Source organism: Gaetbulibacter jejuensis (genome assembly GCF_039524015.1).
GTDB classification, from domain to species: domain Bacteria; phylum Bacteroidota; class Bacteroidia; order Flavobacteriales; family Flavobacteriaceae; genus Gaetbulibacter_B; species Gaetbulibacter_B jejuensis.
The window spans coordinates 258,765-271,792 of the sequence record NZ_BAAAGF010000003.1 but is presented as its reverse complement, the minus strand read 5'-3'; the positions used below and the strand labels follow the sequence as shown (position 1 = coordinate 271,792).

At 32.9% G+C, this 13,028-nt stretch carries 15 protein-coding genes; 9 read left to right on the top strand and 6 right to left on the bottom strand.

Annotated elements, in window-relative coordinates:
- Positions 1-66: 66 nt before the first annotated feature.
- Both ABD011_RS10855 and ABD011_RS10850 read left to right on the top strand, forming a co-directional pair.
- Positions 67-648 (top strand): hypothetical protein, encoded by a 582-nt coding sequence (locus tag ABD011_RS10855; protein ID WP_343798202.1) that lies wholly within the window; start codon positions 67-69, stop codon positions 646-648.
- Between the two features lie 175 nt (positions 649-823).
- Positions 824-1,192 (top strand): DUF2200 domain-containing protein, encoded by a 369-nt coding sequence (locus ABD011_RS10850; protein WP_129760171.1) that lies wholly within the window; start codon positions 824-826, stop codon positions 1,190-1,192.
- A 102-nt stretch (positions 1,193-1,294) separates the two neighbouring features.
- On the opposite strand, the gene ABD011_RS10845 is transcribed toward ABD011_RS10850, so the two are convergent.
- On the bottom strand, positions 1,295-1,963 hold the full coding sequence (locus tag ABD011_RS10845) for a hypothetical protein (RefSeq protein ID WP_343798200.1): 669 nt from the start codon (positions 1,961-1,963) through the stop codon (positions 1,295-1,297).
- A 197-nt stretch (positions 1,964-2,160) separates the two neighbouring features.
- Between ABD011_RS10845 and ABD011_RS10840 the strand changes: the two genes are divergently transcribed.
- The gene (locus tag ABD011_RS10840; RefSeq protein ID WP_343798198.1) at positions 2,161-3,234 is read left to right on the top strand and encodes a DUF3667 domain-containing protein; all 1,074 of its coding nucleotides are present in this window, start codon (positions 2,161-2,163) and stop codon (positions 3,232-3,234) included.
- On the opposite strand, the gene ABD011_RS10835 is transcribed toward ABD011_RS10840, so the two are convergent.
- On the bottom strand, positions 3,228-3,899 hold the full coding sequence (locus ABD011_RS10835) for a hypothetical protein (RefSeq protein WP_343798196.1): 672 nt from the start codon (positions 3,897-3,899) through the stop codon (positions 3,228-3,230). The two genes, ABD011_RS10840 and ABD011_RS10835, sit on opposite strands and share 7 nt — an antisense overlap.
- A gap of 2 nt (positions 3,900-3,901) precedes the next feature.
- Positions 3,902-6,685 (bottom strand): excinuclease ABC subunit UvrA, encoded by a 2,784-nt coding sequence (uvrA, locus tag ABD011_RS10830; RefSeq protein ID WP_343798194.1) that lies wholly within the window; start codon positions 6,683-6,685, stop codon positions 3,902-3,904.
- Between the two features lie 230 nt (positions 6,686-6,915).
- On the opposite strand from uvrA, the gene ABD011_RS10825 reads away from it, so the two are divergent.
- Together ABD011_RS10825 and ABD011_RS10820 are read left to right on the top strand one after the other, a co-directional pair.
- The gene (locus ABD011_RS10825) at positions 6,916-7,500 is read left to right on the top strand and encodes an RNA polymerase sigma factor (protein ID WP_129760166.1); all 585 of its coding nucleotides are present in this window, start codon (positions 6,916-6,918) and stop codon (positions 7,498-7,500) included.
- Positions 7,501-7,557: 57 nt separating this feature from the next.
- Complete coding sequence (locus tag ABD011_RS10820) at positions 7,558-7,701, top strand: hypothetical protein (RefSeq protein ID WP_165353683.1); 144 nt, start codon at positions 7,558-7,560, stop codon at positions 7,699-7,701.
- A 28-nt stretch (positions 7,702-7,729) separates the two neighbouring features.
- On the opposite strand, the gene ABD011_RS10815 is transcribed toward ABD011_RS10820, so the two are convergent.
- Entirely contained in the window at positions 7,730-8,389 is a 660-nt protein-coding gene (locus ABD011_RS10815; RefSeq protein WP_335975774.1) for an endonuclease III domain-containing protein, read from the bottom strand.
- A gap of 37 nt (positions 8,390-8,426) precedes the next feature.
- On the opposite strand from ABD011_RS10815, the gene bcp reads away from it, so the two are divergent.
- Positions 8,427-8,879 (top strand): thioredoxin-dependent thiol peroxidase, encoded by a 453-nt coding sequence (gene bcp / locus ABD011_RS10810; RefSeq protein WP_131506834.1) that lies wholly within the window; start codon positions 8,427-8,429, stop codon positions 8,877-8,879.
- A gap of 99 nt (positions 8,880-8,978) precedes the next feature.
- Entirely contained in the window at positions 8,979-9,500 is a 522-nt protein-coding gene (locus ABD011_RS10805; RefSeq protein WP_343798189.1) for a hypothetical protein, read from the top strand.
- Positions 9,501-9,559: 59 nt separating this feature from the next.
- Here the strand turns inward: ABD011_RS10805 and ABD011_RS10800 are convergent, their stop codons facing one another.
- Positions 9,560-11,011 (bottom strand): TonB-dependent receptor, encoded by a 1,452-nt coding sequence (locus ABD011_RS10800; protein WP_129760162.1) that lies wholly within the window; start codon positions 11,009-11,011, stop codon positions 9,560-9,562.
- A gap of 91 nt (positions 11,012-11,102) precedes the next feature.
- Between ABD011_RS10800 and ABD011_RS10795 the strand changes: the two genes are divergently transcribed.
- Positions 11,103-11,864: an MBL fold metallo-hydrolase gene (locus tag ABD011_RS10795; protein WP_343798186.1), complete on the top strand. Its 762-nt coding sequence runs from the start codon at positions 11,103-11,105 to the stop codon at positions 11,862-11,864.
- Positions 11,865-11,868: 4 nt separating this feature from the next.
- Complete coding sequence (locus tag ABD011_RS10790) at positions 11,869-12,375, top strand: hydrolase (protein WP_343798184.1); 507 nt, start codon at positions 11,869-11,871, stop codon at positions 12,373-12,375.
- Here ABD011_RS10790 and ABD011_RS10785 read toward each other — a convergent pair.
- A complete protein-coding gene (locus ABD011_RS10785; RefSeq protein WP_343798182.1) occupies positions 12,372-13,022 on the bottom strand; it encodes an alpha/beta hydrolase in 651 nt (216 codons plus the stop codon). The genes ABD011_RS10790 and ABD011_RS10785 overlap by 4 nt on opposite strands.
- Positions 13,023-13,028: the final 6 nt, after the last annotated feature.

The following is a 13,028-nucleotide window of genomic DNA, read 5'->3' as shown; positions in this document are numbered from 1 at the left end:
TCTTAATTATAACTCTTTATGATAATTTATCAGCTATTTTGAAATTAATTATTTGTTGGCAACAATATGATGAAACGCAGAAATCATAATAAGCGAAATCGATTCTCGATTTTATTCCCAATTTTGACAATACTCGGAATTGGAATTGTTGTTGTATTATCTTCATTCTATGAAAAAAGTTGGTCACATAATTGGAATAATGTATCGAAATCTATAAAGGACTCTGTTTTAGTTGCAAAAAACACTGGATATACAGGAGGAGTTGGTCCAAATGGAAGGTCAATGGAAAAGTTTGCCAAAACAAGACTTTGGATAATGAATAATGCCAGCGAAAATGAACTGTTGAACTTAATAAAATACCCAAACGGAACTGTTAAAGCAATTGGATACGAAGGGCTTTTAAGGAGGAGTGATTATAGTAAAAAATTAGATTTGATTTCAAAATCAATTAATGACAAAGAATATAAGGTTTATTATTCAGCAGGTTGCGAAGGAATCGAATTAGAAATTAGCCAATATTTAATTCAATGGTTTTTAAAAATTGATAATCAAATGCCACCTTTCCGACCTGAATTAATTGTTGATTATGGGTTGTCGGAATCAGAAAAAGAAAAAATTCTGATTGAGTTTCATAATGGAAAAAAATAAAATACTGTTGCCAACAATGTATAACCGCAATTACGGCGGATTCGACTACGTCCGAATCCACTCGGAATTGCTAACGTCTGTGTTTAACCGAAAAATAGTAACTTTAATCCCGTAACTGACGGTTATACGAGACCGTTACCTTCACATATCAAAAATTAACAACACATTCAGCACTATGAGTATTACCACACCAGAACATGATGAACGTATTGCAAAAATGACTTTTGCATCGGTATATCCACATTATGTTACTAAAGTTGAGAAAAAGAATCGCACCAAAGCCGAGTTACACCAAGTCATTGAATGGTTAACAGGCTTTGACGACAATAAGCTGCAACAACTTATAGACGATAAGGTAACTTTTAAAACGTTTTTTGAGCAAGCAACCATTCACCCAAATGCACACTTAATTAAGGGTGTAATATGTGGTTACAGGATAGAAGATATTACTACCACGTTAACTCAACAGACCAGATATTTAGATAAGCTCGTGGATGAGTTAGCAAAAGGTAGAAAAATGGAAAAGATACTTAGAGAAGGATAAACTTTTTATAGTTAGTATTGATGCTCTATAAAAAGACAATCCCGAAGTACTTGGGGACGTACAACGGGATTATCAATTAACTAACCAATCAAAAAAATCTATTTATACTTTTATTTTAATCTTTTTTTGTTTTTTCACCTCACCACCTTGTCTGTAGTAATAGTAATCATCAGCATCATCAAAATCACTATAATAACCATATCCAAAATTACCTGAAGTGTTGTTACTGTATACATAACCTGAATTGTTATGGTTTACTACACCAGAAGCATGAACAATTTCTCCCCAAGCGTTGTAGTTTACACGTAAACCACCAACTTGTTTTAATCTTCCATTACCTCTTTGGTAACTCATATATACAGTTCCAGCTCTTTTAATTCTACCTTGTCTGTCATAATTTAAGTACACATTACCAATTCTTCTAATTTTACCATCACTATCATGTTGAATAAATACACCTTGATTAGATCTTGGAGTAGAATAGTGTACTCTACTAACAGTACCAGGAGCTCCATAAGTAACGTTTACCGAGCTTCTACGAGTAGTTGTTGATCTGTAGTACACATTACCTGTTTGGTAGGTGTTTTCAATGTTAGTATTGAAATCGAAACTTCCGTCAGGAAAAATCATAAACTCTACACCACGCTCTACAAACATTATTGGTTGTGCATAACGATAGCGTGTATTGTTTAAACCTTCACCTTGTGCTGTTGCTGTTGCAGATGTTAAACCTAGTAACATCGATGCTAATATGAATACAATTTTTTTCATAATAATAGGGTTTTAGATTATGCCTACTCATTTAGCTTTTCGGCTTACGCTATTTGTTATGTTAGTTTTCAATTTGCGTGCCAAAAAATGTAAGTATTTAATTATTAGTATGTTATTGGTTATTGAGGACGTTTGTGAAAAACACTTTACATGAGCGTTCAATTTTTTTTATACTTTTATATAGCCAATCAATTATTATGGAAAAAACTCAGGTTAACTGTCCAAACTGCGAAAAGCAATTTGAAGAAGGGTTTCAATTTTGTCCGCACTGTGGGCAAAAAGCAAAAGACGACCTTACTCTTGGTGTGTTGTTTTACAACACTATTAGCAACTACTTTTCTTTTGATGCTCGTTTTTTTAAGAGCTTTATCCCTTTAATGATACAACCAGGTTATTTGGCTAGACGTTTTGTAGAAGGAAAACGCTTATTGTATTTGCATCCAGCTCAGATGTACCTGTTTATTTCGGTAGTATTTTTCTTTTTATTCTCTTTTATTGCAAGACAAACTACGCAAAGCGTTGATGAGGCTATGAAACGCGAACTAGAACGTTCAAAAACTGTTATAGACTCTTTGAGAAATAAACCTTTAGATTCGGCTCAAATAGCTCAAATAATGCAGCCTCTTGAGGTAAATAAAGAGAAACTAGGATTAAAAGATAAAGAGTTTAAAGAGCTTGATTCTATTATAAAGCAAGAAGCTACTAAAGAATCTAAAATGAATACTAATTTTAGTTTTAGCCGAAGTGAGATTGATTCTTTAATTGAAGCAGGAGCAAGTGAGGATGAGATCTATAAGGCTATGGGAATGGATGACGATGATGGCTATTTTACCAGAAGACTATACGCACAAGCCTTAAAGTTTTTTAAGAATAGGAGTGGAGGTTCAATATTGCAAGCGTTTTATGATAGTATCCCAATAGCAATGTTTATACTCTTGCCAATATTTGCATTTATTTTAAAGTTGTTATACTATAGAAAAGGACGTTTTGCTCATCATTTGGTGTTTAGCTTTTATTTCTTTTCGTTTTTGTTTACAGTTTTTAGCGTGCTTATGTTGTGTAATTTTATTTGGGATAATTTTCCAGGTTGGATTATGACATTGGTTATGCTATCAACTTTCTTTTACCTCTTTATAGCTGTAAAACGATTTTATGGACAAGGTTGGTTTTTAAGCTTCTTTAAAAGTAGTGTGGCAACCTTTGTGTTTTTAATGTTTGTAATACCATTTGCTGCTGGTATTATGGCACTTATGGCGTTGTTGACTTATTGAGCATTGTGTGTTTTTGCATGCCATATTGGGATGTTTAAAAAATCACTTAAGATATGTGCATCGTTGATTATGGATTTTAGATTTCCGTGATCCACTACATTTTTTCTAGAATAGTCATTTAATACTAGATTAAGCTCAAAACTTCCATAAGAACCATCATCACTAGTTATGCGTTCTCCAATGATTTGAATAGCTATAATTGATTTTAAAGGAATTAGTTTTTTTGAAGTGTTTTTATCTCTATTAAAATCAACTTTATAAGCTTTATAGTAAAGACCAAGTTGTTTATCGAAAACTCTAGGCATGTAAGACCAATACGTCAGTAAAGCTCCAACAGTGGCAAAGATAATTCCTATAAGTAGCATGAACCAACTTACAGGTTTTACTGTTGAAAAAACACCAATAATATTAAGTATGCAAGCTATTGTAATTATAAGTCCAATACTAAGGAACAAAATAGAAAATGCAGCTCCACCTACTGAAGGTTGATAGGCATATTTTGAAGACGATTTTTTTACTAAAGAGTGTGTTTTAAAATTCGCACCTCCAGGTTTTAAAGGTGTAACAGCTATATTAACGTTTTTTGGAGTATTTGTAGAAAAATCAATAGACTCAATAGAATGAAGTTCATCCTTATTGTTGTCTATGTTTTCTGAGAGCTTCACAACTATAGTTTTTCCTTTAAGTAGCTACCAGTAACCGAGTTTTTATCAGCTACAATGTCTTCGGGAGTACCATGAGCTACAAGATGTCCACCTTGTTCACCTCCATCAGGACCTAAATCAATAATGTAATCGGCACATTTGATAAGCTCTAAATTATGTTCAATAACAATTATGGAATGTCCTTTAGCAATTAAAGCCTGAAAAGAGGTTAGTAGTTTTTGAATATCATGAAAATGTAAACCTGTTGTAGGTTCATCAAAAATAAATAGAGCATTATCACTTTTGCTTCCTTTGCCTAAAAACGATGCTAGTTTAATACGTTGCGCTTCACCACCAGACAAGGTTGAAGAGCTTTGGCCTAAAGTAACGTAGCCCAAACCAACATCTTGAAGCGGTTGTAACTTGCCTTGAATTTTAGATTGGTTATGCTTGCTAAAAAACGCAATAGCATCATCAATAGTAAGGTTTAAGATGTCATCAATAGTCTTATCTTCAAAGGTAACTTCAAGTACTTCTTTTTTAAAGCGTTTACCATTACAAGTTTCGCAAGTAAGATGAACATCTGCCATAAACTGCATTTCTATGGTTACTTCACCTTCGCCTTTACAAGTTTCACAACGTCCACCATCTACATTAAACGAAAAATGTTTTGCTTGGTAGTTTCTTATTTTACTCAGCTTTTGATTAGCAAATAAAGCTCTTATGTCGTCATAGGCTTTAATGTAAGTCACAGGGTTTGAGCGCGAAGAACGACCAATTGGATTTTGGTCAACAAACTCAACATGTTTAATATTACTAAAGTTGCCTTTTATTTCAGTAAACTGTCCAGGTTTATCGCCAAAATCAGTTAGTTTTTTCTGTATGGCAGGAAATAGTATTTTTTTAACCAAAGTACTCTTTCCACTTCCAGATACTCCTGTAATAACGGTTAACATTTCCAAAGGAAACGTAACGTCAATGTTTTTTAAGTTGTTTTCGCGAGCTCCAATAACATCAATATGATATTTTGAAGTGCGCCTTTTTTTAGGAACTTCAATAGATAGATTTCCGTTTAGGTATTTAGCGGTTAGCGAATCTGAAGCTAAAATAGTGTTATAGCTACCAGTTGCTACAACATGTCCTCCAAAAGTACCAGCTTCAGGACCAATATCTATAATTTCATCAGCAGCTTGCATAATATCTTCGTCATGCTCAACTACAATTACTGTGTTACCTAAATCGCGTAAGGCTTCTAAAACTTTAATTAGTTTTTGAGTGTCTTTAGGATGTAAGCCTATACTAGGTTCATCTAAAATATACATTGAGCCTACTAAACTGCTTCCTAGTGAAGTCGCTAGGTTAATACGTTGACTTTCACCACCAGATAAGGTGTTTGAACGACGGTTAAGCGTTAAATAATCTAAGCCAACATTTGATAAAAACGACAAACGATTATTGATTTCTTTTAATAGTCTGCTAGCGATTTGAGTGTCATAATCGTTTAACTCTAGCTCTTTAAAAAACTGAGTGAGTTTTTTAAGAGGCATTTCAACCAAATCAGTTATTGTGGTTTGTCCAACTTTTACATAGTTAGCTTCAGGACGTAAGCGTTTTCCTTTACAAGCACTACATTTTGTTTTTCCTCTGTAACGCGAAAGCATTACTCGATTTTGAATTTTATAAGCTTTAGCTTCAAGTTCTTCAAAGAAACTGTTTAATCCTTCGAAATACTCATTACCATCCCAAATGAGTTGTTTTTGTTCATTAGACAATTCAAAATAGGGTTTGTGTATTGGGAAATCGAATTTATGCGAATTATTGACTAGCATATCTCTATACCAACTCATGCTTTCTCCACGCCAAGCGAAAATTGCATTTTCGTAAACCGACAAACTAGTATTTGGGATGACTAAGTCTTCATCAATTCCTATAATATCTCCATAACCCTCACATTTAGGACAAGCTCCATACGGATTGTTAAAACTAAAAAGATGAACATTAGGCTCTAAAAAAGACATGCCATCTAGTTCGAACTTATTATTGAAAGCATGTAGTTTTTTTGTGGAAAGCGATTCAATAATACAAGCGCCTTTTCCTTCAAAAAAAGCAGTTTCGATAGCATCAGCAAGTCGGTTGTAAAAATCCTCTTCGTGTTTAACCACAATTCTATCCACCACTAAAAAGACGTCTTTGGCTAGTTTTTTATCGATAGCATCATCTATACGCAATACATCATCACCAGATTTTATTCTAGCATACCCTTGTTGAAGTAGCACTTTAAGTTTATCTACCATAGTACGTCCTTCTTCTAAAATAATAGGAGCAAGGAGTAATAGTTTTTCTTTCTCTTCAAATTGTTTTACCAACTCCAGTACATCCTTAGTGGTGTGTTTTTTTACCAATTCACCAGAAATAGGAGAGTAGGTTTTACCAATTCGCGCAAAAAGAAGTTTTAAGTAGTCGTAAATTTCGGTAGTTGTACCTACAGTAGAGCGTGGGTTTGTTGAGTTCACTTTTTGCTCAATAGCAATAGCAGGTGCAATACCTTTAATGAAATCTACTTTTGGTTTATTTAATCGTCCTAAAAATTGACGCGCGTAACTAGATAAGCTTTCAACATAACGACGCTGACCTTCAGCATAAAGCGTGTCGAATGCTAAACTAGATTTACCAGAACCTGATAAACCAGTTATAACCACAAGCTTGTTTCTTGGTATAACAACATCAATATTTTTTAAATTATGAAGTTTAGCACCTTTTATGATGATATTTTGCTTTTGATTAACTTCAGAAATATTAACGCTCATATTGAAAATTATGCTTTAGAATTCGCAAAGATACTACAACTATCTCAGCCTTGAAAATGGATTTTTGTTGATTAAAATGTTAAATTTTAGTCTGTTTTTTTGGAATTTCGGAATGATTGTTGTTATATTTGAGACATAAACAGTTAAAAACCATTCGCCTATAGCGTAACATTACTTTAGAAATTAACCCCAAGCTAAGAAGTAAATTCTTTGCCCTTAAAGTAATGATTATGAAACACGAACTTATCACTGACGCTGTTTTAGTAAAAAACTACATTCAAGGAGACGAAAGCGCTCTTTCGGTTTTAATCCACAGACACAAACAAAAGATTTACAGTTTTATCTATTCAAAAGTATTTGATAAAGATATTACTGAAGATATTTTCCAAGACACTTTTATTAAGGTTATTAAAACGCTTAAGCTAGGAAAATACAACGAAGAAGGTAAATTTTTACCTTGGGTTATGCGTATTGCGCATAATTTAGTTATTGATCATTTTAGAAAAAGCAACAGAATGCCAAAGTTTGATAACTCTGGTGAGTTCAGTATTTTTTCGGTATTAGGAGATTCTGCCTTAAATGCTGAAAAACAGCTTATCAAAGAGCAGGTAGAATGTGATTTAAGACGACTTATTGAAGAGTTACCAGACGACCAAAAAGACGTTTTAGTAATGCGTATGTACAAGGATATGAGTTTTAAAGAAATAAGTGATAGTACTGGTGTTAGCATCAATACAGCCTTGGGTAGAATGCGTTATGCATTGATAAATTTAAGGAAGGTAATCGAAAAAAATAATATAGTTTTAACAAATTGATATAATAAATAGAGTTTTACTGCGTTATTGAAATTGTACTAACTTAAAATTCCGATAATGGCAAAACTTTACTCTAATTATCCTCAAACAAAAAACAACCTGAACCCTAAAAAAGAAACTGTAGATTTTCTTTTAAATTACTCTAAGGCTTTAAGTGTTATACATTGTAATAAATTGAAGTTTGAAGCACTTCTAAATTAAATTTTGAAAAGTCCTGATCGGTTAGTCGTCAGGACTTTTTTGATTTGTAATAGTCTTTTATTACAGATGCCCTACCAATAGTTTTGGTGATGATGTCTTTTTCTAAATTCCAACCTCTAGCAGGAGAGTATTCTCTACCATACCAAATGATTTGCAAATGAAGATCATTCCATAATTCTTCAGGAAATAATCGTTTTGCATCTTTTTCGGTTTGTACAACATTTTTACCATTACTAAAACCCCAACGATACATTAATCGATGTATGTGTGTATCTACAGGAAAAGCAGGAATACCAAACGCTTGCGATAATACAACTGCTGCAGTTTTATGTCCAACAGCAGGGAGTTTTTCTAGGTCTTCGTAGGTTTGAGGAACTTCTCCGTTGTGTTCCTCAATAAGTATTTTTGAAAGCCCATGTATACCTTTACTTTTCATGGGTGATAGTCCAACTGGTTTAATAATTTCACGAATTTCTTTAACCGTAAGTTTTATCATGTCATAAGGGTTATCAGCTTTTTCAAAAAGTAAAGGTGTAATTTGATTTACCCTAACATCTGTACTTTGTGCAGACATAAGTACAGCTATTAACAATGTATAAGGGTCTTTATGGTCTAAAGGAATAGGAATGGTTGGATAAATAGATTTTAAGGTATTTATAACAAAATCTACCTTTTCTTGCTTAGTCATTAATTGTATTTTTACATAAAATTCAAAGTTAATAAATATGACTAAATTAAAAGCAGGAGATAAAGCTCCAGATTTTACAGCAAAAGACGAACAAGGAAACACAGTATCGCTTTCAGACTATAAAGGGAAAAAGCTTGTGATTTTCTTTTATCCTAAAGCCAATACACCTACTTGTACTGTAGAAGCTTGTAATTTAAGAGATAATTACAGTGAGCTTACTGATAAAGGCTACGAAATTTTAGGTGTGAGTGCTGATACTGAAAAACGACAAACTAACTTTAAAAATAAGTTTAGTTTTCCTTATCCATTATTAGCAGACGTTGATAAAGAAGTAATTAATGCGTTTGGTGTTTGGGGACCAAAAAAGTTCATGGGACGAACATTTGATGGTATTCATAGAGCAACTTTTGTTATTAATGAAGACGGTATAATCGAAAAAGTTATAGATAAGGTTAAGGCTAAAATACACTCAGAGCAAATATTGGAATAGCAATATTTTTCATAAAAAACACATAGGTTATTTAAGAAAATGTTAAAAATTAGATCAAAAAGTTTATTTTAGCTGTATAACTAACTAATACTTTAGATTATGATAAAGAACTTTTTAACAATTATTTTTTTAGTAACATGTTGTTTAGGAGCGTATGCTCAAGAAGAACAACCAGAAGAAGAAACTGTAGATCCTTATGAATTTAGAGCTGCATTTAGTGTAGGAGGTACTGTAGGAGGAGACTATGCTAATGAAGTTTTCTCAACCAATGCAGCGTTTGACGTTACGTATTTGTACAATTTAACTAAGGATTTAAAAGTAGGAGGAACGCTTGGAGCAATGTATGCATTTCAAAACAACTCTAGCAACACTCTTATAAAAGAAGGTGACGGGAAGTTTGTATCGTTTGCAGGAACGTTTAGATTTCATACTGATAATGATAAGTTTCACGTAGGTGGAGACGCAGGTTATGCTTATGGATTAGATGAAGGCGGTTTCTTGTATAGACTTAGGCTTGGTATGCAAGTCTCAAAATGTTCAGGTATTGTAGCTTCATACACAGAAGTTATGGATACCTACAGTTATTCTGCAGTTAATATAGGATATGAGTTTACATTTTAAGTAAAGTTTACCCTCTTAACCATAAATAAAAAAAGCGACCATTTGGTCGCTTTTCTTTTTTATTCTTTATGAAATATTTCTTCCGATTCACAACCGAAGAGGCTTTTTTCTTTAATTAATTTAGAAACACCCTCAGGTAGCATAGTTTCCCATCCATCTTCCCCTTTGGCAATCATTTTAAGTACTTTTCTTGAGAAAATAGCTAAAGTAGAAGGGTCAAAATCGGTAATGTCTACTACTTTTCCGTTGTATTTGAAGAACTTGTAAAGTTCTTTCATTCTAGGATGTACTTTAAGATTTTCACTATTAGTTAGCGTACCATCTTCATTTTGCATTGGATATAAGTAAACTCTTAAATCTTTAAAGAACAACTTACCAAAAGCTTCTAGAATACCTCCACTTAAGTGTCTGTAGTATTTTTCATCAAAAATATCTACTAAGTTGTTGACACCCATTGATAAGCCCATTCTGTTTTTAGAGTATTGAGAAAAATATTCAACAAGTTTATAATACTCCTGAAAGTTTGAGATAAGAACTGTTTGCCCTAAAGAACATAATAGTTTTGCTCTATCCATGAAATCTTGCTCATCAATTTCACCTTCAGCACGAAGGTTGGATAAGGTAATTTCAAAGATGACTTGAGTTTTATCGACATCAACTTTGTTTTCTTTAATGAACATGTCATAAGACTTTTGAAACATGTCCATGTTTACTTTGGTTACAGGTCTAAAACTACCACGTAACGCTAGTATATTCTTTTTGTATAAAACCCTTGCTGGTAATACGTTGTTTCCGTCAGGAGCAAACATTACGGCATCAGTCATACCGTTTTTAACTAGTTGTAAGCTCATTAAACGGTTATCAATGTCTTTAAATACAGGTCCAGAGAAGTTAATCGTATCGATTTCTAACTGGTCTTTATCTAAATGATCGTATAAGTAACGTAATAATTTTTTAGGTTCATTGTACTTATAAAACGCACCATAAATTAAATTTGTACCTAAAACCCCAAGTGTTTCTTGTTGTAAACGCGCATCAGTTTCTTTAAACCTAATATGAATAATGATGTCGTTATACTCTTGGTCTGGTTCTATTTGGTATTTAATACCTACCCAACCATGTCCTTTATAGTTTTTAGCAAAATCTATTGTAGCAACAGTATTTGCATAAGAGAAAAACAATTTATTAGGATGTTTGTCTCTAGGTAGTCTTTTTTCAATTAAGTTAACCTCATGATTTAGCATTTTTCTTAAACGCGCTTCAGTAACATAACGTTTGTCATCTTCTATACCATAAATAGCGTCGCTAAAATCCTTGTCATAAGCAGACATTGCTTTTGCAATTGTACCCGAAGCACCACCAGCTCTAAAAAACTGACGTACAGTTTCTTGTCCAGCTCCAATTTCGGCAAAAGTACCGTAGATATTTTCATTAAGGTTAATTCGAAGTGCCTTAGTTTTTAACGAAGGTACGTCATCAAATTCTCTGTCTCCCTTTAAGGTTATTTCCATCTTTTAAATCCGGGTTTTAGTATTGCACAAAGGTATTAAAATAGCATGGTAAACAAAAAAATAACATTATTTTTGTTTCAAACTTCTAGAATTGAAAATAACATTTTTGGGTACAGGCACATCGCAAGGAATTCCAGTTATAGGAAGCACACATCCAGTATGTTTAAGTGATAATCCAAAAGATAAGCGACTTAGAGTTTCTGTGTTAATTGAATGGGACAATTATGCTTACGTTATTGATTGTGGTCCTGATTTTAGACAGCAAATGCTTACTGCTAATTGTAATAAAATTGATGGTATTTTATTTACTCATGAACATGCAGATCATACAGCAGGATTGGACGATATTAGACCTTTTAATTTTAGGCAAGGTGACATGCCTATTTATGCTCATAAAAGAGTTGTAAAAGCTTTGCAACAGCGATTTGCGTATGTTTTTGAAACTAAAAATAAATATCCAGGAGCTCCTGGAGTTGATATACACGAGATTGAGAATACACCTTTTGAATTAGGAGATACTACTGTAGTACCAATAAACCTAATGCATGGTAATTTGCAGGTGTTTGGGTTTAGAGTTAATGATTTTGCCTATTTAACAGACATGAAAACCATTGCAGAAGCAGAAATGGAAAAACTAAAGCATTTAAAAGTTTTGGTTATAAATGCCTTAAGAGAAGAATCTCACCACTCACATTTAAATTTAGAGGAAGCCTTAGCATTTATTGACAAAGTAAAACCTGAAAAAGCATACCTTACTCATATTAGTCATTTATTAGGTTTTCATGATGAAGTTGAACAAAAATTGCCAAAACATGTATTTTTGGCTTATGATAATCTACAAATAACACTTTAAAATTATGAAGAGCAGAATATTTATGTACTTGTTTATTTTTTCAGTACTACTAATCATTTTTCAGTATGTAAACTCAAAGAATATACTTGATGTTTATGAAAAGGATATAAATATCTTGAAGGAAAAGGTTGATAAATACGAAGCTGAAATATCAAGCTTAACAGAAAAAAATTCTGAACTCATGCATTTTAATATCGACAATGATGATGATGCACTTACCTATTTTGAAGATAGAGGTTATGATACTGAAACCTTAATTCCGTTTATAAAAGATGAATTGTATAAGTTAAACGTTTATGAAGGTGATGACCATCCAATTGTACCTTATGCATCAATGACAGACTCTAAAATGTCAATAAACACAGTAAAAGTGCTTAATCACAAATGGATTTTAGCCGATTTTACTGATGGAAAACATTGGGGACAAATGTTCTTAACCTATGAAATTATCGACCAGGAAGAACTTAAGTTTAAGCTAGTAGAATATTTTTTATACAGACCTAGTTACTAGAGCTTGTCGTTTAACCAAGTTCTAAACTCATAAAAATTTTGTGGTGCAACACCATGGCCTACAGGAAATTCAGAATACTTGTGTTTAATGTTTAAAGCCTCTAAAAATTTAGGTGTTTTTCTTGCCCATTCAACAGGAATAACTTGATCTACACTACCATGAGAGCAGTAAAAATCTAGTTTGGTGTAATCATTAGGGTTTAAGTTTTCAGGCAAAATGTCTTCACTTACATAACCGCTAAGTGCTATAATATTATTTACCTTGTTAGGGTAGGTAAGCGCAACAGCATAACTTAAAATACTCCCTTGACTAAAACCTAATAATGTAATATTGTCCTTGTTTACAGGGTAAGTATTGCAAGCCTCGTCAATAAATTGAGCAATTAAATCTCTTGATGCTGTGGCTTGTTCATTGTCGTTCCATTTGTTGTGTTCCGCATCAAAATTAATAGCATACCAAGCATTGCCAAAAGGTTGCATTGGATATGGAGCTCTCAAGGAAATGATAAACAATTCTTCAGGAAGTTCAGATGCAAATGAAAACAAATCGTTTTCGTCACTACCATAACCATGAAGCATGATTAATAGCGGAGCATTTTCTTTTATAGAAGAAGGTCTTGTAATGTGGTGTATACTTAATTCAGCCATTAGTTG